This window comes from Verrucomicrobiota bacterium JB022 (assembly GCA_030673845.1).
Classification (GTDB): Bacteria; Verrucomicrobiota; Verrucomicrobiia; order Opitutales; family Oceanipulchritudinaceae; genus WOUP01.
Window position 1 is genome coordinate 431,083 of sequence record JAUTCQ010000017.1, and the last position, 20,284, is coordinate 451,366.

General features: G+C 63.9%; 15 protein-coding genes. 5 read left to right on the forward strand and 10 right to left on the reverse strand.

What is annotated here, in order from left to right:
* Window positions 1-54: 54 nt before the first annotated feature.
* Window positions 55-3,105: a hypothetical protein gene (locus tag Q7P63_14635; GenBank protein MDP0501327.1), complete on the forward strand. Its 3,051-nt coding sequence runs from the start codon at window positions 55-57 to the stop codon at window positions 3,103-3,105.
* Window positions 3,106-3,110: 5 nt separating this feature from the next.
* Here Q7P63_14635 and Q7P63_14640 read toward each other — a convergent pair whose 3' ends face one another.
* The gene (locus Q7P63_14640) at window positions 3,111-4,091 is read right to left on the reverse strand and encodes a hypothetical protein (protein ID MDP0501328.1); all 981 of its coding nucleotides are present in this window, start codon (window positions 4,089-4,091) and stop codon (window positions 3,111-3,113) included.
* Window positions 4,092-4,191: 100 nt separating this feature from the next.
* On the opposite strand from Q7P63_14640, the gene Q7P63_14645 reads away from it, so the two are divergent.
* Both Q7P63_14645 and Q7P63_14650 read left to right on the forward strand, forming a co-directional pair.
* Complete coding sequence (locus Q7P63_14645) at window positions 4,192-5,436, forward strand: SufS family cysteine desulfurase (GenBank protein MDP0501329.1); 1,245 nt, start codon at window positions 4,192-4,194, stop codon at window positions 5,434-5,436.
* 5 nt (window positions 5,437-5,441) lie between these two features.
* A complete protein-coding gene (locus Q7P63_14650; GenBank protein ID MDP0501330.1) occupies window positions 5,442-5,891 on the forward strand; it encodes an SUF system NifU family Fe-S cluster assembly protein in 450 nt (149 codons plus the stop codon).
* Window positions 5,892-5,996: 105 nt separating this feature from the next.
* Here Q7P63_14650 and Q7P63_14655 read toward each other — a convergent pair whose 3' ends face one another.
* The 7 genes from Q7P63_14655 to gcvT all read right to left on the reverse strand — a co-directional run bounded on the left by Q7P63_14655 (window position 5,997) and on the right by gcvT (window position 16,311).
* Window positions 5,997-7,013 carry a TRAP transporter substrate-binding protein gene (locus Q7P63_14655; GenBank protein ID MDP0501331.1) on the reverse strand — a complete coding sequence of 339 codons (1,017 nt, stop codon included), beginning with the start codon at window positions 7,011-7,013 and terminating at the stop codon, window positions 5,997-5,999.
* Window positions 7,014-7,052: 39 nt separating this feature from the next.
* Window positions 7,053-9,458, reverse strand: a complete 2,406-nt coding sequence (locus Q7P63_14660; protein ID MDP0501332.1) for a glycoside hydrolase family 88 protein — start codon at window positions 9,456-9,458, stop codon at window positions 7,053-7,055.
* Between the two features lie 330 nt (window positions 9,459-9,788).
* On the reverse strand, window positions 9,789-11,504 hold the full coding sequence (gene recJ / locus Q7P63_14665) for a single-stranded-DNA-specific exonuclease RecJ (protein MDP0501333.1): 1,716 nt from the start codon (window positions 11,502-11,504) through the stop codon (window positions 9,789-9,791).
* A 10-nt stretch (window positions 11,505-11,514) separates the two neighbouring features.
* Window positions 11,515-14,172, reverse strand: a complete 2,658-nt coding sequence (gene secD, locus Q7P63_14670; protein ID MDP0501334.1) for a protein translocase subunit SecD — start codon at window positions 14,170-14,172, stop codon at window positions 11,515-11,517.
* 54 nt (window positions 14,173-14,226) lie between these two features.
* On the reverse strand, window positions 14,227-14,595 hold the full coding sequence (gene yajC / locus Q7P63_14675) for a preprotein translocase subunit YajC (protein MDP0501335.1): 369 nt from the start codon (window positions 14,593-14,595) through the stop codon (window positions 14,227-14,229).
* A 180-nt stretch (window positions 14,596-14,775) separates the two neighbouring features.
* A complete protein-coding gene (gcvH, locus tag Q7P63_14680) occupies window positions 14,776-15,159 on the reverse strand; it encodes a glycine cleavage system protein GcvH (protein ID MDP0501336.1) in 384 nt (127 codons plus the stop codon).
* A gap of 54 nt (window positions 15,160-15,213) precedes the next feature.
* Window positions 15,214-16,311, reverse strand: a complete 1,098-nt coding sequence (gene gcvT / locus Q7P63_14685) for a glycine cleavage system aminomethyltransferase GcvT (GenBank protein MDP0501337.1) — start codon at window positions 16,309-16,311, stop codon at window positions 15,214-15,216.
* 136 nt (window positions 16,312-16,447) lie between these two features.
* Here gcvT and Q7P63_14690 point away from each other — a divergent pair, with 136 nt between their 5' ends.
* Window positions 16,448-17,353 carry a sulfotransferase domain-containing protein gene (locus Q7P63_14690; GenBank protein ID MDP0501338.1) on the forward strand — a complete coding sequence of 302 codons (906 nt, stop codon included), beginning with the start codon at window positions 16,448-16,450 and terminating at the stop codon, window positions 17,351-17,353.
* A 302-nt stretch (window positions 17,354-17,655) separates the two neighbouring features.
* On the opposite strand, the gene Q7P63_14695 is transcribed toward Q7P63_14690, so the two are convergent.
* Entirely contained in the window at window positions 17,656-17,922 is a 267-nt protein-coding gene (locus Q7P63_14695; protein MDP0501339.1) for a glutaredoxin family protein, read from the reverse strand.
* 233 nt (window positions 17,923-18,155) lie between these two features.
* Between Q7P63_14695 and Q7P63_14700 the strand changes: the two genes are divergently transcribed.
* Window positions 18,156-19,307 carry an LptF/LptG family permease gene (locus tag Q7P63_14700; GenBank protein ID MDP0501340.1) on the forward strand — a complete coding sequence of 384 codons (1,152 nt, stop codon included), beginning with the start codon at window positions 18,156-18,158 and terminating at the stop codon, window positions 19,305-19,307.
* Window positions 19,308-19,310: 3 nt separating this feature from the next.
* Here the strand turns inward: Q7P63_14700 and Q7P63_14705 are convergent, their stop codons facing one another.
* Window positions 19,311-20,087, reverse strand: coding sequence for an SIMPL domain-containing protein (locus Q7P63_14705; protein ID MDP0501341.1), 777 nt, complete (start codon window positions 20,085-20,087; stop codon window positions 19,311-19,313).
* Between the last annotated feature and the right edge of the window lie 197 nt (window positions 20,088-20,284).

Sequence of the window (20,284 nt, forward strand, 5' to 3'; positions counted from 1 at the left end):
ATGTCTCGATCTGCTCTACTCCTTCTCTCGATTCTAGGCCTAACGTTCTCTCAGGTGACGGCCAAAGTGGGAGACAACTGGCTCACTACGCGCGGCGACAGCACGCCGCAGCTTCGCTACTCGCTCGCGGAGGTCACCACCTCCGGCCGCATCATCGCGATCAACGACCACGGCAGCCTCATGCTCAGCGACAACAATGGCGCGAGCTGGCGCTACGACCGGATCGAAGTCGATGGAGTGCCGGTCCGGGGCAGTTTTTCAGAGCTTTACCAAGTGCCGGGCGGCAGCCTCATCGCCGTCATGCGTCGGCTGGAGGAGTCGAGCGAAGGCTACTTCGACTACTACGTGCGCACCTATTTCGTCACCAGCAACGACAACGGCAACACGTGGTCGCTGGATGCGTTCCCGGTCCGCTCTGCGCGGCACCAGTTGAGCGGGCGCGAGTATCACGGCGTCGACATCACGGGGTTGATGCAAGGCCCTGGCGGCGAACTGCTGGCCTATGGCACCACGACGGGGACGAATAACCCCGGCTTTGTCTACTGGAGCATTGGCGGGGCCATTTTCCGGCGGAGCGGCGCTCAATGGGTGCAAGCTCACTTTGGTTATGGGCCGGTGGGCAAGATCGCGCAGGCGGGTGGCCGGGCGGTGGCGGTGAGCCACAACGCTGTCCTCGACAGTGCCGATGGTGCGGGCTGGAACGGCTACATTATGGGTGAAGCCCAGGTGACCGTCGAAGGATCATTGATGGATCTGGAGAAGCGCTACCGTCTGCGCCTGATCGATATTGAGGTATTGGAGGGGACTTACATCGCCCAGGGCGCTACCTTTGTAACCGTTGGTAACAGCGGCCTGATCGATACCAACATCTTTGATGAGACCTTCCTCTTTACGGCCGATGCGCCCTTTGCCGGCTCCCGGGTGTGGATGGGATCGGAAGAGCCTTACCGGGGCCGCTTTACCAAGATTGGGTCGAGCATCGCGGCGGTGGGCACCGGCGCGGCCTATGTCACCGAAACGGGCACCAGCTTTTCGTTGGCTAATAACGAGATGACGGCGGGCGGCCGCACGGTGGCTTTCGACAGTGGCGCGACCGCGTTTGGGGTCGAGTCCAGCGAACGGGTGTGGAAGACGACCAACGGCGGCGGCTCCTGGTCCAAGATCCTCGACCTCGAGCCTTTACCCGATCTGGATTTCCTTGGGGCGAGCGCCAGCGTGCTCTTTGCGCGCGGCGGGGGTTGCCTCTGGGCCAGTTACGACCAAGGCGACTCCTGGCAAGAGGTGCTGGCCAGCTTCAACGGCTATGGCGAGATCGTGAGGCTGGGCGACGGCACTCTGCTCATCGCCCAGAACGGGGGTGGCAACCTGCTGGTGAGTAGCGACAACGGGCGCACCTGGTCGACCCGGGCGGTCAATGTGGCCACCGGCTTTTCCGGTTACCTGATGCGCCGCGCCGATTCCGGCCGTATCCTGTTGCCGGCCACCGGGCGAGACATCTCCGGCAATGGCAAATTTTACTACAGCGACGACGACGGGAACACCTGGAGCGAGACCACGGTCGGCCTCCCTTGGGGCGAATCTCCGGGCGCGGCTGTGTTTGCCGGTTCGGGGCACTGGATCGTCACCAGCAACTCCTTTGCGAGCTTCAACCCCACGCTCTACCTGAGTGCCGATAATGGAGCCACCTGGACGGAAAGCACCTACCTGCGCAGCCTCGAAGGGCTCGATACCGTGTCTGGCGACCCCTCCACCAAGGTGATCGAGATCCAGAAGCTGGTTGCGGGCTCTTCCGGTCGCGTGGTCGCGCTGGGCGACGACGAGATCCTGACCAGTGACGACCACGGCGCGACCTGGAAGGTGCGGTTCAACTTCGACTACGACAACCCCGGCCCCTTTCTCGCCTACGAGATCCGCGACATCATCGAAGTGGGCGCGCGCTGGGTCGCCATCGGTCATTACCGCACGCCTTACCCGCAGAGCCGCAACAAGTTTTTCCTCCTCATCAGCGACGACGATGGGGCCACCTGGGGCCAGCGCCCGTTTGAGACCCGGATGCCCAGCACCTTCCTCTATCACCTGGCGGCGACCGAAGACGGACGCCTGATCATCGCGGGCGACAATGGCGCGGTCTTCACGAGCGACCCGGAGCCGCCCCTTGCCGCCAGTGTGCCCGTCCTCACGGTGGGCGAGGGCCGCACAGAGGCTCTCATGATCGAGCGCCCCGATGCCGACGGCGCCATCGAGGCGTCTTACGTGTTGCGGCAGGATACCGCCCGTGCCGGGATCGACTTTGTCGCCGCTGGGGGCAAGCTGAGCTGGGCCGCCAACGACTTCGAGCCGAAGCCCGTTACCGTGCAGGCGTTGGACAATCAGACGCCCGACCCGGTGCGCCAGTTGCACCTGCAGCTTGCCTTCGAGACCTCCGACGCGTTTGTCGGCACGATCGAGACGCCGATTGCGATCCTCGACGACGAGCAGCGTACCATGGCCGGCCTGCTCTTTGAAGACGTGACCGACCTCTACACGACGGAGGCGGGTGGCAGCGTCGCCATCGAGTTTGTCCTCGAGCGCAAGCCGACGACCGACGTAACGGTCCACGTCTCCGGGCTCGACGCAACCGAAGGCACCCTCTCGGCCCAGGAATTTACCTTTACCCCGGCCAACTATAACCAACTGCAGACGTTGATCGTGACAGGGATCGACGATGCCTTCCCCGATGGTGATTCGACTTACGACCTCACCTTCACGGTCGAGACGAGCGATGTCAGTTACGCCGCACTGTCTGCCACCAAGATTTCCGTGACCAATCGGGGCGAAGAGGCCTATGTGGTCGACGGCGAAACATTGGACGACATTTTCGCGCAACTCACGGAGTCGCTGGAAACGTCGATCGCGGCCGATGGCTCATTGCGGCTTCACGTGCCTGCCAGCCGCTTCGAGCTCGATATCACCTCACAAACCAGCACCGACATGGTCAACTGGTCAGCCGGGCCTGTCCCCACCAAGGGCGAGACCTCCGGTGGCTACACCTACTACACCGTGCCGGTGGCCAACCCGAGCCAACCCACCTACTTCCGCTTCTACTTCGCCTACCCCGAGGAATAGCCCTATTACGCCAACGGTAGGTCACTCAAGGCCTGACAACGGGCGTCGTGCAGGTCCATCGCCTGGAGGGCCAGCGGATGGGCCTCGCGCGAGCCGTAGCTGCCAAGGTAGCGGCAGGCGGCGAACTCGCGGGTGCGGGCATCGTATTGGGCGCACCAAGCTTTCCGCCGCTCCCATGCCTTGCCGGTTACAGGCCAGGCGCGGCTCGGCAGCCTGCCTTTGACATCCATGCGCCACGGCTTGCCCGTGAGGCGGGCGCGGAAGCACTGCTGCAGTGCGCAGAGGAAGACGAAGCGCAGATCGGCCTGCAGCTCCTTCAAGGCGGCTTGCGTCTCTGGCGCCCCGGGCGCGAAGAGGCGGTGCAGGGCCATCAGCCGGTAGCCGTTGGGCGTGCGATAGACCCGGAGGTGCCAGTCGGGGTGCTTTTGGCTGAAGGCCTCAATGCGGGCCAGCGTGCGCTTTTCTTCCTGCTCCCGCTGCTGCTCGGCGGCCCGGCGGTTGGCTTTGTGCGAGACGAAACCCCGCACAGCCGAGGCGACCAGCAGGCCGATCCCGGCGTAGAGGATGCCCGCGTTTCCTGTGGCAAAGCCGGTTGCCACGAGCGCGATCCCGGTGGTCAGCAGCACGCCGACGCCCGAAGGCTTGGGCCGGGGCAGCACGAAATCGACGTCGGCAAAAAGCACGTCGGGCACGTTGAGGCAGTGGGCGCCGTAGGAGTTACGGGTGATGACACAGCGGCCCACTTCCTCCAGGATCTCTTCCCGGATGGGCGCGCCCTGTTCGGTGCCATACTCATCGAGACGCTCGCGGCGCTTCAGGTCTTCGCCGGCAAGCACCCGCTGTAGGGCCTCCTGCGCACGGGCTTCGGCCAGTTGCTGGGCGTCGGCCTCGCTCGTTTGCGACCATCCGAAGCGGCGGATTGTGACCTGCCTTTGACTGTCGCGGTGCTGCACCCGCGCCTCTGCCCAATACCTTGGAACCAGCATACGGTCGTATATGGCAAACGGCCCTGCGCGGGGCAAGCCCGTCGTCTCCGGCCCGCCTTCACGCTTGCTATGCTCTGTTTTCTACGGCTTAGTTTAAACCATGGGAATCGAGACTGCGTCGCAATATGAGCAAGTCCAGCAATGGCGGGCCGACTTTCCGCTGCTCAACCAGTTGGTCAACGGCCAACCGCTGGTCTACCTCGACAATGCCGCTACGACCCAAAAGCCCCAGGTCGTGATCGACCGCCTGCAGCGTTACTACGCGCTGGAAAACGCCAACATCCACCGGGGTGTGCATGCGCTCAGCCAGCGGGCGACGGAAGATTATGAAGAGGCGCGCGAAGTCGTGGCCCGCTTCCTTGGGGGGGTAGAGTCGCGCTGCTGCGCCTTCGTGCGCGGCGCGACGGAGGGCATCAACCTCGTGGCCCACAGCTACTTGCGCCCACGCCTGCAAAAGGGCGACGTGATCTTGCTGACCGGCATGGAACACCACGCCAACATCGTGCCGTGGCAGCTCGTGGCGGAGGAAAAGGGTGCGCGCATCGAAGTCGTGCCGGTAACGCCCGAGGGCGAACTGGATCTCGACGCGCTGCGCCAGCTGTTACGCGCCCATCCGGTGAAGCTGCTGGCGTTTGTGCACACTTCCAACTCGCTCGGCACGATCAATCCGGCGCGCGAGATCATCGCCGCCGCGCGCGAGGCCGGGGTGCCCGTGTTGCTCGATGCTGCCCAGGCGACCCCGCACCAGCCGCTGGATGTGCCCGCGCTCGACCCGGACTTCCTTGTCTTCAGCGGTCACAAGACCTTTGGGCCCACCGGCATCGGCGTGCTCTACGGCAAGTGGCAGCACCTCAAGGAGATGCCGCCTTACCAAGGCGGGGGCGACATGATCCTCAAGGTGTCGTTCGAGAAAACGACCTTCAAGGAGCCGCCGGAGCGCTTCGAGGCAGGCACACCGCACATCGCGGGGGTGATCGGCCTCGCCACCGCGCTCGAATACTTCCTCGGGCTCGACCACGCGGCCCTGCTCGCCCACGAACAGGCGCTGCGCCTGCGGGCGGAAGAGGGCCTGCGCGAGATCGACGGCCTCCGCCTCATCGGCCAGGCCCGCCACAAGACCAGCGTCGTATCCTTTGTGGTCGACGACGTGCACCCGCACGACATCGGGACCTTCCTCGACCAGGAGGGCATCGCCATCCGCGCCGGCCACCACTGCACCCAGCCGCTGATGAAGCACCTTGGCCTGCCCGGCACCGCTCGCGCCAGCTTCTGCTTTTACAACACGCTGGAAGAGGCCGATGCGCTCGTGCGGGGCGTTCGTCGAATCGTCAAATTTTTCCGCTAGCAGCCATGTACGAACTCGAAGAGCTTTACCAGGAGATCATCCTCGAGCACAACAAGCGCCCCCGCAATTTCCGGGTGCTGGACGATCATACGGCCCACGCCGAGGGCAACAACCCGATGTGCGGCGACGAGATCGAAGTGTTCCTCAAGACCGAAGGCGACCACATCGCCGCGCTCACCTTCCAGGGTGAGGGCTGCGCCATCTCCAAGGCGTCCGCCTCGCTCATGACGGAGGCATTGACCGGCCGCAGCGTGCAGGAGGCCTACGCCGAGATCGACCGCGTGATGCAGCTGCTCAAGGAAAAGGGTATCGAGCCCGACCTTGCCCGCGATGGCGACATCGCCGCGCTCACGGGCGTGCGCAAGTTCCCCGCCCGCATCAAGTGCGCTACCCTCGCCTGGCACGCGCTCCGTGCCGCTCTCGAAGGCCAAGGCGCCACCAGCACGGAGGAGTAGGGTAAGAGGAGACGAGCGCCTGACAGTGAGGCGTATCGTTTTACAAAAAAGGCCGGCCGCATTCTGTGCTCCCGGCCTTGGTCGTAAATGAGTCTCGCGCGTCGCTTATTCGACTTCGGAGATGCGGCGCATGTATTCGCCCAGGCGGCCCTGCTTCAGGCGCTCGTGGTAGGGCTGCACGGCCTCGGCAAAGGCCGATTGGTCGGGGCGGTAGATCTTTACGCCCAGCGATTCCAGCTCTTCCAGGTTGGCCTCGGTCTGCTCGGCCCATAGCTCGCGCTGAAACTCCAGCGATTCCATGGCGGCATCGTGCAGCCACTTGCGCTCCTGCTCGCTGAGGTGCGTCCAGATGCTTTCGCTGACGAGCAGCAAGTCGGGGATGCGCATGTGCTCGTCGAGCGAGAAGTGCGGGGCCACCTCGTAGTGGCGGCTGGTGAAGTAGCTGGGCACGTTGTTTTCGGCCCCGTCGACCATGCCTTGCTGGAGCGCAGTGTAGAGGTCGCCCCACGGCACGGGGGTGGGGGATGCGCCGAGCGCGTTGAGGGCGGCGATGGCCCCGTCGCTCTGCATCACGCGCACCTTCAGGCCCCGGAGATCGGCGGGGGTTTCGACTGGGCGCTTGCTGGTGTAAAAGCTGCGCGCGCCCGAGTCGTAGTAAGTGAGGCCGCGCAAGCCTTGCCCGGCACCCATCTGCAGGAATTCTTCCCCGATTTCTCCGTAAAGCACATTCCAGTAATGCTCCTCGGTGCGGAAGAGGTAGGGCACGGTGAAGACGGCCATCTCCGGCACAAAGCCTTCCATCGTGGCGGCGGAGGTCTTGACCATCGCGATCGCGCCCCGCTGGACCTGCGCGATGCACTCCGGCTCGGTGCCAAGCTGCCCGTTGGGGAACACCTGCACCTGGAGCGCGCCGTGCGACTTTTCGGCCACCTTCTCGGCCATGAACTCCATCGCGACGTGCACGGGGTGAGCCTGGTCGAGCGTGTGGGCGAGCTTCAGCACCTTGGGGTTGGCGGCAGAGGCCTCCTGGCCAAAGCCTGCCATGTTGTAGAGCGCGCCGCCTGCGGCCACGAAGCCGGCGATCACACCCACCAGCAGAAATAAACCGGATTTGCTATCCATGTAACGGGGAAGGGGGAAGAAAGAATCTAACGGGGGCGATTACTGTTGGCCTTCGAGGTATTTGGCCACTTCGATGCCAGCGAGGATGAACGGGCCGGTGCCCTTCGGGTCGTTGTCGATCACCTGCTCGGTCATGTAGTAGGCATAGTCTTCCATGCGGCCATAGCCGGCGACCTGGCAGTTGTTCGTCAAGGTGACGGTGCCGTTGGCGTCGAGGCGGATGAACTCATCGACAATGCCCTTGTAGCCCTGCCGGATGGCCTCGTCGTATTCCGCAGCGTCGATGTAGCCCATGCGCGCCGCCTTGGCCAGCGTGTAGACAAACATGGAGCTGGCGGTCGCTTCGCGGTAGTTGCCGGTGGCGTCGGGCTTGTCGAGGATCTGGTACCATACGCCGGTATCCGGGTCTTGCACGCGCACGAGGGCCGGGGCGAGGTTGCGCAGGATGCGCAGGATGTCTTCGCGGCCCGCGTGGTTTTCCGGCAGGTAGTCGAGCGTGTCGACTAGGGCCATCGAGAACCAGCCGAGGCCGCGACCCCAGAACTCGGGGGAGAGGCCGGTCTGCTTGTTCGCCCAACGCTGCTGGCGCTTCTCGTCCCACGCGTGGTAATAGAGGCCCGTCTTCGGATCCTTGAGGTGCTTTTCGACCACCACAAATTCATGGATCGCTTCGTCGAGGTCGGCCGTGTTGCCGCTCTCGACCATGTGGCGCACGTAAAAGGGTGTAGCCATGTAGACGCCGTCGAGCCACACCTGCCAGGGGTAGACTTTCTTGTGCCAGAACGCGCCTTCGCTGGTGCGGGGGTGGTTTTCCAGCTGCTTGAAGAGCAGGTCGGCGGCCTTCTGGTAACGCTCTTCGCCCGTCTTCTCCGCGAGGCGCAGGATCAGCTTGCCGGAGTTCACCTGATCGACGTTGTAGTCCTCGATGTCGTAGGTGTGGATGTCGCCCTCCGGGGTGATGAAAGAGGAGATGGTGTCGGTAGCCCAGCCCATGTAGCGCGGGTCGTTGACCGCTTCGCCAAACTGGTAGATCGAGTCGGAAAGCAGGCCCGTGGTGTAGCCCCAGCCGCCGTTGGGGTAGGCGAGGCGTCGGCCCAGGCGCTTGATCTCGGAATCGGCGAGGCGCTTGCTCCAGTGCAGGGCCTTCTCAGGGGTCAGCTCGCCAGCCTTGGCGGCTTGGCCGGCGGAAGTCTTGACGCTCGTGCGCAGTGGGCGCTCCAGCGATTCTACCGTCTGGTCGAGCCATTCGACAAACTGCGCCTCGGTGGTGATGCCGTTGGGCTCATGCTGCCAGGCCGAGCCAAAGTAGTATTCGTAGCCGTCGGCCTTGCGGAAGATCACGGCGTGGTTCAGCGGGCCGTCCTTGACTTCCTTGACGTCGCGGATGCGGAAGAAGATCGCGAGGCCGAGGGTGTCGTCGCCATGCAGGCTTTGTTGGCCCCAGGTGGCGAAGTAGGCCCAGGCGCGGCCGGTGCGGTCGGTCGAGCTCTTGAGGACCTTGGCGCCGGGCATCTTGATGATACCGGTGGCGAAGCCGTCGAGCTTGCCCTCGTCGTCGGCCTGCATGTGCACGAGGCGGCTGCCGGCTTCCATCGAGGAGACGGTGGAGAGGTCGACGCGCTGGTTGTCGACGTTCCAGCCCTGGTAGTGCGTGTTGATCGCGGAATAGATCGGGCCGTTTTCGACGATGCGGGTGGCGAGGCCTTCGGTGTCGCTCACGCGGATGATTTTCTCGCCGTCCCAGTAGGCCGGGCCGCCGATGCCGAGCGCGTCGCCCACCTTCATGATGTCCATGCCCCACTCTGGGGTGAACTCGTGGTAAGAGTCGAAGCCGTCGAGGCCCACCTGCTGGAGCACCATCGTCTCGGTTGTCTTGCCGAAGATGTCGAAGCCGTTGCGCCAGTCGAGGTAGAAGCGGTAGCCCACCTTGTCGGACTCGAGGCCGGGGCCTTCGTAGCGGATGTAGAAGGAGTGGTCGGTATGTTGCGGCGGGGCAACCAGCTCGGCCACGTTCTGGAACTTGCCGCCCACGTATTTGCGGCCTTGCCACTCGCCGCCCACCTTGATCGAGAGATCGGCCTGCGTGCGCTTGGGGAAGGGCTGGGCGCGCGCCAAGTCGGCATCGGCCACGACGGTAAAGGTGGCGCTTTCGCCCGGCTCAAAGCTGGTGTTGGCGATCAGCGTGTCGAGCTTGCCGTCGGCATCCTTGTCGATGACTTGGGAAGGGATGGCCAGGCCGTCGCGGTAGACGTAAAGCCAGGACGCACGCTCTTCGGTCGGCGAGATGCCGAGGCCCTCGATCGAGTAGGTGACGAGGGCGTCCGGGCGGGCGAAGTCGGAAGGGTTCGACACTTCCAGCGTCGCGACAGGCACATCCAGGGCGGCAAAGCACGAGGTGGCCAACGCGAGCGGAAGCGCTGCGAGGTAGGAGGGCGTGATCTTCATGGCGGGGGTCAAAGGGGTGGGGGGCTCAGATTGCGGAGGGCACACTGCCGTAGGGGCCGCAAGGCACAGGGTTGTGGTGTCAATTTTGGCGGCGTGGAGCCGACTGGCGACCCGACAAATGATGCATAGATTGAACTTTTGATGCAGCCAAGCAAAACCGGGTCGCGCTACTGCCTGCGGTGGGCGTTCCAGACTGGGTAAAAGCCCTGGGGTGCGCTTCCGGCCGCTCGCCTTACTACCCTTGCAACCTCACAAAGCGTGCTTTTGTTGCGCCGAGGGAGGTTTTCACTTTAGCCGCAGATGAAACGCGGATTTTCGCGGATCAAGAAACTATCCTGCCCGCTTCCAGTCGACGAGCGTCAGGCGGGGGGACTGACGGCCTTGCCAGCGGTTCCAGTTGAAGCGGGCGGCGAGGTCGAGCGTGCTGCCGACGGGCGGAGGGTTGTCGGCGCTGTTCCAGAAAACGCCGCGGAGGGGATTCCCGGCGTAGCGTTCGAGCGTAAAGCTGAGGTGGTTACGGCCAAATTGGCGCAAGTCCTTGAGGCGCACCTGGCGGATGGCAAAGATCGGCTCCGGGTTGCCCTGGCCGAAAGGCCCGAGGCGGTCCAGCTCGTCGAGTAGCAACTCGTTGAGGTCCTGCGGTGTCAATTCGCAGGCGATCTCCAGCTCCGGCTCCGGCAGTTGTCCCTTGGTCTGCTCCATGATGCTGCGGTGAAAGGCTTCGCGCAGCTCCGGGACTTGGTCCGGTTCGAGGGTCAGGCCGACCGCCATCGGGTGGCCGCCCCAGCGCTCCAGCAAGTCGGCGCAGGGCAGGAGAGCCTGCACGAGGTCGACGCCCTGCACACTGCGGCCCGAGCCGGAAGCCTTTTCGCCATCGCTGCCGAGCACGAGCACCGGGCGGTGGAAGCGCTGCACGAGGCGGCTGGCGACGATGCCCACGACGCCTTTGTGCCACTCGGGGTGAAAGGCGACGAGCCCGGCGGCTTCGGAGCCGAGATCGAGCAGCTGGGCTTCGGCTTCGGCGGAAATGGCGCGCTCGATCTCCTGGCGCTGGCGGTTGAACTCGTCGAGCGAGCGGGCGGTGTCGCGGCAACGGTGGTAGTCGTTACTCAGCAGCAGCTCGATGGGGTCGCGCGCGTCGGCCAGGCGGCCGCTGGCGTTGATGCGCGGCCCGAGGCGGAAGGATACGTCGAAGGGCGTCACTTCTTCGCCGAGGGCCATGCCGCCGACTTCCATCAGCGCCGCGAGGCCCACCCGGCGGGTGCCGCGGATGAGGTTGAGCCCGTGGTGCGCAAGGATGCGGTTTTCGCCCACCAGCGGCACGAGGTCGGCCAAGGTGCCGAGCGCCACAAGGTCGAGCTGTTCGCGCAGGTCGATCTCGTAGGCCAGCGGGTCTTTCTCCTCGCGCAGCAGCTTGAGCAGCCCGTGCACGAGCTTGAAGACGAGGCCGACGGTGCAGAGCTGGCACCACGGTTCGCCCGGGTCGTCGTGCACATGCGGGTTTACCAGCAGGCAATCTTCGGGCAGGTCTTCCTTGCTCTGGTGGTGGTCGACGATGATCACCTCGATGTCCTGCTCGCGCAGCCAGCGCACCTCGTGGCGGCTGCTGGTGCCGCAGTCGAGCGCGACCACGAGGTCGGGCTTGTCGTGGCACTCCTCCATCGCGCGCTGGAGAGCTTCGATACTCAGGCCGTAGCCCTCCTCCAGTCGGCGCGGCACCACGAAGCAGGGCTTCAGCCCAAAGCGCTGGAGGATCGAAACCAGCAGGGTGGTGGAGGTGACGCCGTCGACGTCGTAATCGCCAAAGATCAGCACCGTCTCGGCCCGCTGGATTGCCTGGCGGATCCGGGCGACGGCGGCGGGCAGGTTGGTGAGGCGGAAGGGGTCGTCGAGCCGCTTGAGCTTCGGGTCGAGGAAATAGCGGGCCGAATCGGCATGAACAAGGCCGCGCTGCCAAAGCAGGGCGGCCGTGGGCATGGACACCCCAAGGGACTGGCTCAGACCGCGCAGGGCGGCTGGGTCGTGCCGAGGTGTAGTCCAACGCATGCGGTAAATCTTACGACTTGGAAGGTTGCTCTTCGGTGGTTTCTTCCGGACGCGCGCCATCTTCCTGCCACGCGTAGTTGGGGACGAAGTTGCTCTCTTCCACGTGCTTGCGGCTGCCCTTGTGGTAGGCATAGAAGACCGGGGTCGCCACGAACATCGAGGAGAACGTACCGGTCAGCACCCCAAGCAGGAAGATGAGGGAGAAGTCTTGCACCACCCCGGCGCCGAAGATGAAGAGCATGAACGCGGCGAAGAAGGTCGTGACCGACGTCCACACCGTGCGGTTCAACACGCGGTTGATCGAGATCGTGACGACCTGGCGCAGCGTGAGGCCGGGGTTGAGGTCCAGCTCTTCGCGGATACGGTCGAACACGACGATGGTGTCGTTGATCGAGTAACCGATGGTCATGAGGATGGCCGCGATCATTGGTGCGCTGAACTGGCCGCTGCCGAGGCCCAGGAATTCGCCGAGGAACACGTAGATGCCGATCGTCAGCAAGATGTCGTGCAGCGAGGCCACCACGGCACCCAGCGCGTAGCCGAACTCAAAGCGGATCGCGATGTAGAGCAGCATGGCCAGCAGGGAGCCCGTCATGGCGATGATCGCACCCTTGATCACGGTGTTGCCCACCGAGCCGGCGATCTGCGTGAGGCCGACCAGCTCGAGGTCCACCTCCGGGTGGGCGGCATCCAGGGCGTCGAACAGGGCGCGGCCTTGGTCGGGGGCCGTCTGCACCGCCATTTGCTGCACTTCGGCACCCACCGGGTTGATCGCGAAGGCGTTGGCTTGCTCGAAGCCGGCCTCGTGAGCCCAGTCTTCGATCATACCGGCGGTCAGGTCGCCCTGATAACCGATGCTGACCTGGTCACCCCCGGTAAAGTCGATGCCCCACATCGATTCGCGGTGCATCACCAGCGAGACGGCACCGATGGCCAACACCACGGCGGTCGCCATGGCGGCACGCTTGGTGTAGTTGAGGAACTGGAAATTGAGGTTGGAGAAAAACTGCAGGCGGAAGGGCTTTTGCACGATCTTGGTGCTTACCAGCAGGTCGAGCACCCAACGGCTCACGACGAGCGAGCAGAAGACCGTGAAGACGATACCGGTGGCGAGCGTCACACCGAAGCCCTTGACCGGGCCTTCGCCCAGCTGGAAGAGGATCAGCGCGGTGATCAACGTGGTGACGTTGGCGTCCAGAATCGTCGAGACCGACTTGGAGAAGCCTTCCTGGAAGGCGAGCGCGACGCTCTTGCCCACGTTGAGTTCTTCGCGGATACGCTCGAAAATCAGGATGTTGGCGTCGACCGCCATACCGATGGTCAGCACCAGCGCGGCCACGCCCGGGAGGGTGATGGTGGCACCGAACGCGGCGAGGGCGGCGGCCACAAACAGGAGGTTGAGGCACACCGTAACCATCGCGACGATGCCGGGGATGCCGTAGTAGGCGATCATGAAGACCACCACCAGCGCACCACCGATGGCGCCCGCACGCAGCGAGGCTACCTTGGCGTCTTCGGCCAGCGAGGCACCGATTTCGTAGACTTGCTCCTGGCGGAGTTCGGTCGAAAGGGGATTGCTGAGGCTGTTGGAAAGGTCGAAGGCCTCGGCTTGGGGGAAGCCACCGGCACCACGCTCGATCACGGCCGAAGGGCTGTCGATACGAGCCCGGGCGCTGACGGTCGAGACGATCTCGTTGTCGAGCACGATCGCCATCAGGCGCTGCTCCTGCGCCATGCGCTGGGTGGTGTTGGCAAATTGCTCCTGGCCGGCATCCGTGAACTGGAGCTGCACGAGGTAAGAGCCACTTTCGTTGAGCGAGGGGCGGGCGGCGCTCACGGCGTCGCCCTTCATCACGGGGATGCGCTCCACGAGGATGGGCTCTTCGATCAGCTCACCCGTGCGGGGGTCTTCCTGCTCGTAGGGCAACACCTTGTAGCCCAGCGGGATTTCCATGCCCGGCTGGTAGTTGCGGATCGTGGGGTGCACGAGGAAGAACTCCAGCTTGGCCGTCTTGCTGATGTTGCTGGCCGAAGAGGTGTCGAGGCCCGGCATCTGGACTTCGATCAGGTTGTCGCCCTTGACGCGCACCACCGGCTCGGCCACGCCGAGGCTGTCGACGCGTTCGGCGATGATGTTGCGCACGTTGGCCATCTGCTCGGCGCGGACGGTTGAGTTGTCCTGATCAAGCTCGTTCGGATCGACCGAGTAGGTGAGCGAAACGCCGCCCGCGAGGTCGAGGCCCAGGTCGAGCGCGCCCTGCGAGGCGTTGATCATCTCGCGCACGATCGCGTCGTTGCGGCGCTCGGTGTTCTTGCTCGTCAGGCGCGGGGCCAGATCGGCGTAAAACTGGGCGAGGTCGATCCCCTCATCGTCGGCAATCCGGCGGATGGCGGCGGAGAACGACGGGTAGGGGTTCGGGTTGTCGACGGTGTAGGTGCCGCCCTGGTATTCCTCGACGCGTTGCTTGGCGCGCTCGATGAGGTCGGCCAGCTCCTGGCGGTTTTCCTCTTTGCTCTGCACCTGCTGGCCGGAGGTGTCGACTTCAGCCGTCACCCGCTGCAGCATGTATTGGTCGAGCGGCGTGTCCTGCATCGGGGTCAGCTCGAGGCCGGCCCAGACGAGCACGATGAGGGTCAGGATCAGGCGGAAGACGTTGGCTCCGTTCATGATGGCGAGAAGAAAGGGTCGGGAATGCTGGGGCGGGGGCGAGGCCAAAGCGGCCTACTTCTTGGCTTCGGCCTTCTTGGCGTCCGCCTTCTTGTCCTCGGGCTTCTTTTCGGGCTCGTCGAGGCCTTGGATGGAGGTGCGCAGCACGTCGATGAAGGTGGCGCCGCTGGTCTTGATCTGCACGCGGTCTTTGCGCACGTTGGTCACGACGCCGCAGATGCCGCCGGTGGTGATTACTTTGTCACCCGCCTTCAGGTCTTGCTGCATTTGCTGCATCTGCTTCTGGCGCTTGCGCTGGGGCCCGCCGATGAGGAGATTCATCGCGAGGAAGAGGAAGATGAACCCAAGGATCATGATCATTGGGCTCGGCGCATTTGCGCCTTCGGGAGCCGTTTCTTGGGCCAGCCAAATCAGGTGCGTCATAAAAAGAGAACGAGGTTAACGTGGGCTTGGGATGCGAAAACTGCTCACTCTGGAGCACAGCGCCGGAAACGCAAGCCTTTCCCGGCTATCCCTCAGGCCCCCCACGCGAGGGCTTCCGGGCAGATGGCACAAAAAAGGCACCCCATGCCGGAGTGCCTCAGAAAGAGCGGTTGAGGGGCGTTACCCTGCGATTTCGCCGTAAGCGCCTGCGTCGAGCAAGTCTTCGACCTCGTTCGGGTCTTCGAGCTTCACCTGAATGATCCAGCCGTCTTCGTAGGGCGTGTCGTTGAGGCGCTCCGGCGCGTCGGCCAGATCTTCGTTCACGGCCACGATTTCGCCCGCGATGGGCATGTAGAGGTCGGAAGCGGCCTTGACGGACTCCACCACGCCGAAGGTTTCGCCCTTGGCAAAAGTGTCGCCCACGTTGGGCAGTTCGACGAAAGTCACGTCGCCCAGGCTTTGCTGGGCATAATCGGTGATGCCGATGCGGGCGGTACCGTCATCGAGCAGCTGGAGCCACTCGTGTTCCTTGGTGTATTTCAGCTCGGCGGGGATATCGCTCATACGCTGGCAAAGTAAGAAGAGAAAGCCTGGGGGCAACGGGAAATTGCGGAATTCCTACGCTTTCACGTGCAGCGGCGGGTTGACGACCTCCAGCGGCTCACGGTTGCCCCGCAAGTCGACCTCCAGTTTCACGCCTTGGCCGACGGTGGCCGGGTAATCTTCGATCAGGGCGGAGCCGATCGGCTGGTTCAGGATGGGGCTCATGGTGCCCGAGAGCACGCGACCCACTTGCGTCTCGCCGGCGAGGATCGGGGTGTCGTGCCGGGCGATGCGCGGGCCGTCGAGGCGGAAGTAGACGACGCGGCGCGTGGGGGCCGGGTGGTGCAGTTCCAGCGCATCCTGGCCGACGAACTTGCCCGGCTTGTTCCACTTCACCGTCCAGCCCAGCCCGGCCTCGATCGGGTTGATCGACTCCATCAGCTCAAAGCCGTAGAGCGGGTAGCCGGCCTCCAGGCGCAGGCTGTCGCGGCAACCGAGGCCCGCCAGCAGCAGCCCGTGCGGCTGGCCAGCCGTCATGATCGCATCCACCACCTTGTTGGCCGCGGCGGGGCTCACAAAGATCTCGAAGCCGTCTTCGCCGGTGTAGCCGGTGCGCGCGATGATGGCCGTCTCGTGCACAATCTGGCTCACCTCAAAGCGGAAGCGCTTGAACTGAGAGAGCTGAGCGGGCGTCACGGCCTGCAGGATCTCCTGCGCTTTGGGGCCTTGCAGGGCCAGCAGCACGTAATCGTCGGACACGTCGGTCACCTCGACCTCGTAGCCCTCGGCCTGCTCCTGCATCCACTTGACGTCGCGCTCCCGGTTGCTGGCGTTGACGACCACAAAATAATCCTGCTCGCTGCGGCAGTAGACGATCAAGTCGTCGATCGCGCCACCGTCGGGCTGGCACATGATGGCGTAGACGGCCCGGCCCGGCTCGGTGGGCATCCGGTTGGTCACGAGGTGATCGAGGTATTCGCGGGCCTGGCTGCCGCGCACGATCACCTCGCCCATGTGGCTGACGTCAAACAACCCGGCGGCTTCGCGCACGGCCTTGTGCTCGGCCTTGATCCCCGTGTATTGCACCGGCATTTCCCAACCGGCGAAGGGCACCAGGCGGGCGCCGTGGGCGACGTGAAACTCTCGAAGTGGCAGGGTACGCAAATCGGCCATGCCCGGTAATAGAGGCGACGAGGGGCGCAGATCAACCCCGCAAATGGGATTCTTACCGGATTTTAGCCGCCTTCGGGCTTGTCGAGCGGCAGGCGGCGGCGTTTGCTGAAGTCGTCTGGCTCTTACACCTCGTCTCATGTCGCTACCCAAGATCGACTTTCTCGTCATCGGCACCCAAAAGGGGGGCACGACCACGCTCGACAGCATGCTCGAACAGCACCCGGCGCTCTTTCTCGCGCAAGTGAAGGAGTTGAACTACTTCGCCCTTGGCGGCAAGGCCCCCAATTGGCAGGGGCCGGGCGACGACCGGGCCGCCAATGCCCTCAGCGCCTACCGCGACGACCAGTATGCCGCCCACTTCCGAGGGGCGCAAGCGGGGCAGAAGCTGGGAGAATCGTCGGTGCTGTATCTTTACAGCGAGCACGCGCCCGCCGCCATCCATGCGCACAACCCCGGCATGAAGCTGATCGCCGTCTTGCGCGACCCGGTGAAGCGCGCCTACTCGGCCTACAGCCACCTGCGCCGCGACGCTCGCGAGCCGGAGGCGGATTTCCGCACCGCGCTCGCCCAGGAAACGGCCCGAACGGGAGCCAACTGGGAGCAACTGTGGCGTTACCGCGAGACGGGCCACTATGGCGACCAGATCGAGCGCTTCCTCCAATACTTCCCGCGCGAGCAACTGCTGCTCTTCACGACCGAGATGCTGAAGGACCTGCCGGCAGTGGTGCGCCAGTGTTACGAATTCCTCGGCGTCGATCCCGCCTTCCAGCCCGACTACGACATCACGATGAACGTCTCCGGGCTGGCCAAAAATCAGGGGCTGAATGACTTTCTCGGCGCGCCGCACCCGTTGAAGGACGCGCTGAAGAAGGTCTTGCCGCTCAGCCTCGGTCGAAAGATCAAAGGCTGGATCAGCCAGCGCAACCTGACTCCCATGCCGCCTTGCCCCAGCGACGTTGCCGCCGAGCTGCGCGCCTACTACCGCCCGCAAGTCGACAAAACCGAACGCCTCACCGGCCTCGACCTGAGCGCCTGGAAGTAGGGGGTGGCGCTTGTCTGGCACCTCAAGGGTGCATTCACATTATTGGAATTGTCACCGGAAGTCGCCTGCGGCGACATCACGGCTAATCGCTTGCATCCTGCGGATGCCAATCCGCCCAAATAATCCGGTAGGGCGTTGTCCATTGCCTCGGCTCTGTTGCGCTGTGACCCTGTGTTATTCAGGTGAGCCACACTTGAGTTGCACCCGCAGGGTGCAAGCGGCTAGCCGGATGTCGGAGCGCCAGCGAACGACTTCCGGTTGCGGCCGTATTTTTAGTGCACCCTTTGGGTGCCAGCCATTATTCAGTCCCTCAGCCCGAGCTGCTCCTTCACCTCGGGGGCATCGTCGAGCGCGGCGAGCAGCTCATCGACCGCGAAGTCGGCACAGACGAAGTCGCCGTATTCGAGGGTCGGCGTCTTGTTCTTGCCGCTGATCTTGAGCAGGCGCTCCATCGCCTCGCGGTCGGCCAGCACGTTGCGGGTTTCGACTTCCAGCCCGTTGCGCTTGAAGTAGTTAAGAGCGTCCACGCACCACGGGCAACCGGGTTTGATGTATACGATGGGCTTCATACCGCAACTTGCGCCGAAGCCGGGAGCATGTCGAGCGGGTCGGGTAGAAATTTGAACCGGAGTGAAAAGGCGTTAAAAGAATATCGGCGGCGCACACCGCCCCCAAGAAACGGCGTTTGCATCGTCTGCTCCCTGCGGCAATCTTGAGGCCGGTGATTATCAGGATCGACCTCATTCTCTGAAAAACTCCTTTTCACTCCTTTTAACTCCTGTTCCAATCATTCCCACCAAGCATGGGACTGCTCCAACGCTACATTTTCAAATCGGTCGGTGCGGCCTGCCTCGGCGGGGTGGGGCTCTTCGTCTTCGTGCTGATGACGAGCAACGCCGTGCGCGACATCACCTCCAAGGTGCCGCTGGAGCAGCTTTCGCCCGGTCTCGTGGGGCAGCTCTTTGCTTTGCTCGTGCCCTTTGCCGCCAGCCTTTCGCTCCCGTTGGGGATGCTGATCGGCATCCTGCTGGTCATGGGCCGCCTCTCCGCCAACCGGGAGCTTACGGCCATGCGCGCCGCCGGGCTCTCGCTCTGGCACATTTCTGCGCCGCTGATGGTCATTGCGCTGCTCGGCGTCGGCCTCGGCATCTACGTCAACGGCTGGCAGGCCCCGACTACGCGTGCCGTCTACAAAGACCTTTTGCGCAACGTCTTGCGCGAAGACCCCGAACGCGTGATCGTGCCCCGCAAGTTCATCCACGATTTCCAGGACCTCGTCATCTACATCGGCGACAAGGACGGCGCGCGGCTTCAGCAGCTCTGGGTGTGGCAGCTCGACGACCAGCGCCGGGTGGTGCGCCTGCTCCGGGCCGATACGGCCGAAGTCTACTACGAGGCCGAGCGCGACTCGCTGATCCTCGACATCGTGGGCGGCTACGTGGAGCTGCGCGATCAGGACGACCCGGACAACCTGCGCCGCCTGCAGCCCGTCGTGAGCATTGCCTCGACCAGCTTCCGCTTGCCCATGTCGCAGGCCTTCGACGAGCCGGAAGGGCAGGTGGGCCTATCGCAAATGTCGATCCCCCAACTGTTGGAGCGGCGTCGTGAGCTACAGGAGGTCGCCGCCACGGCAGACGACCCCACGGTGGCCGAAGAGGCCCGCATCCAGGCCGGGACGGCCATTTACCTCGCCAACCGCTCGGTCGCGATGGCCTTCAGCATCCTTTCGCTGGCCTTGATCGGCATCCCGCTGGGCATTAAGGCCGCGCGCCGCGAGACGCACGCCAATATCGCCCTCGCGCTCGCTCTGGCGATGGCCTATTACCTGGGGATGTTGATCGTGGACTGGGCCGACAAGAGCCCGCACCTGCACCCGGAATGGCTCGTCTGGCTCCCCAATTTCGTCTGCCAGGCGGTAGGCGTCTGGCTCCTGCGCCGCGCCGGGCGCTGGTAGCCCTTAATTCCCCGCCGGCACCAGCCGGTAGCGGCCTGTCACCTCCACCTTCAGCTCGGTATCGCCGGTAGAGAGGCCGGGTAGGGACTTAACGTTGCGGGAGAGGTAGTTAACCTCAGTTTCAAATACCTCGGCTACTGCGTCCGTCACGCGTGCATCGGTGTAGCGTTGAAGCGAAAAGGAGACCAGCTCCAGCTTCATGCCGCTCATGTTGCCATAGCTGGCGGCGCGGGCTTTCAGCTCGGCAAAGGCCTGGGTTTCCAGATCGGCCCAGAGGGTCTGGTCAAATTCACGCTGCGGCTGGATGCCGTCGAAGGTGACCCGATTGGAGCCGTCGACGAGGCTGGCGAGAGCGATGAACTCCGCGTTGTTGCGGATCGTGACGCTCACGCGGCTGTTGAGCTGGTAGCTCTTCACCTTGTCCGAAAACCAGCCTTGGTTGGCGTTGCTGGTGAAGCTCTGGGTGTGGATCGCGTCGTCGGCAAAACCCTTGGCCTTGAGGGCCTGGCGGATGCGATTCTCTTCCCGCTGCAGGGCGCTGAGCGCGTCGTTGAGCGTGCGTTCCTCGACTTCCAGCTTCAGTTGCACCTCTGCCTGTTGGGCTTCGAGCAGCTTGGTGGCGGTCGAGCTGAAGCTGATCTCGGGGTGCTGCTGGTCGGCGAGCAGGATGTTGCGCAGCTCTTCCGGCGTGCCGGTGTAGGTCACCTCCGCGCGGGCGGCGGCGGGCAGGGCGAGGCAGAGCAGGGCGCAAGTGGTCAGCGGGCGAAGAAATGAAATCATGTCGATGGGATTAAGAGGTTTGGCCGGCCGATGTCGCCGGTCTTCAAAGGGTAAACGCGGCAGGGGTGGGGAATCTTAATGAGAAATTTTAGATAACGAAGGGGAATTGTCTGGCACCCAAAGGGTGCAGCTCGTCGTTAACCGGAAGCCGGAAGTCTTCGCTACGCTCGAAATCCGGCTAGTTGCTGGCAAGCCAA

Excerpts from the sequence above, each read along its gene's own strand:
- Q7P63_14640 (MDP0501328.1), bottom strand. The coding sequence starts at position 4,091 with ATGCTGGTTCCAAGGTATTGGGCAGAGGCGCGGGTGCAGCACCGCGAC.
- Q7P63_14645 (MDP0501329.1), top strand. The coding sequence starts at position 4,192 with ATGGGAATCGAGACTGCGTCGCAATATGAGCAAGTCCAGCAATGGCGG.
- Q7P63_14650 (MDP0501330.1), top strand. The coding sequence starts at position 5,442 with ATGTACGAACTCGAAGAGCTTTACCAGGAGATCATCCTCGAGCACAAC.
- Q7P63_14655 (MDP0501331.1), bottom strand. The coding sequence starts at position 7,013 with ATGGATAGCAAATCCGGTTTATTTCTGCTGGTGGGTGTGATCGCCGGC.
- Q7P63_14660 (MDP0501332.1), bottom strand. The coding sequence starts at position 9,458 with ATGAAGATCACGCCCTCCTACCTCGCAGCGCTTCCGCTCGCGTTGGCC.
- recJ (MDP0501333.1), bottom strand. The coding sequence starts at position 11,504 with ATGCGTTGGACTACACCTCGGCACGACCCAGCCGCCCTGCGCGGTCTG.
- secD (MDP0501334.1), bottom strand. The coding sequence starts at position 14,172 with ATGAACGGAGCCAACGTCTTCCGCCTGATCCTGACCCTCATCGTGCTC.
- yajC (MDP0501335.1), bottom strand. The coding sequence starts at position 14,595 with ATGACGCACCTGATTTGGCTGGCCCAAGAAACGGCTCCCGAAGGCGCA.
- gcvH (MDP0501336.1), bottom strand. The coding sequence starts at position 15,159 with ATGAGCGATATCCCCGCCGAGCTGAAATACACCAAGGAACACGAGTGG.
- gcvT (MDP0501337.1), bottom strand. The coding sequence starts at position 16,311 with ATGGCCGATTTGCGTACCCTGCCACTTCGAGAGTTTCACGTCGCCCAC.
- Q7P63_14690 (MDP0501338.1), top strand. The coding sequence starts at position 16,448 with ATGTCGCTACCCAAGATCGACTTTCTCGTCATCGGCACCCAAAAGGGG.
- Q7P63_14695 (MDP0501339.1), bottom strand. The coding sequence starts at position 17,922 with ATGAAGCCCATCGTATACATCAAACCCGGTTGCCCGTGGTGCGTGGAC.
- Q7P63_14700 (MDP0501340.1), top strand. The coding sequence starts at position 18,156 with ATGGGACTGCTCCAACGCTACATTTTCAAATCGGTCGGTGCGGCCTGC.
- Q7P63_14705 (MDP0501341.1), bottom strand. The coding sequence starts at position 20,087 with ATGATTTCATTTCTTCGCCCGCTGACCACTTGCGCCCTGCTCTGCCTC.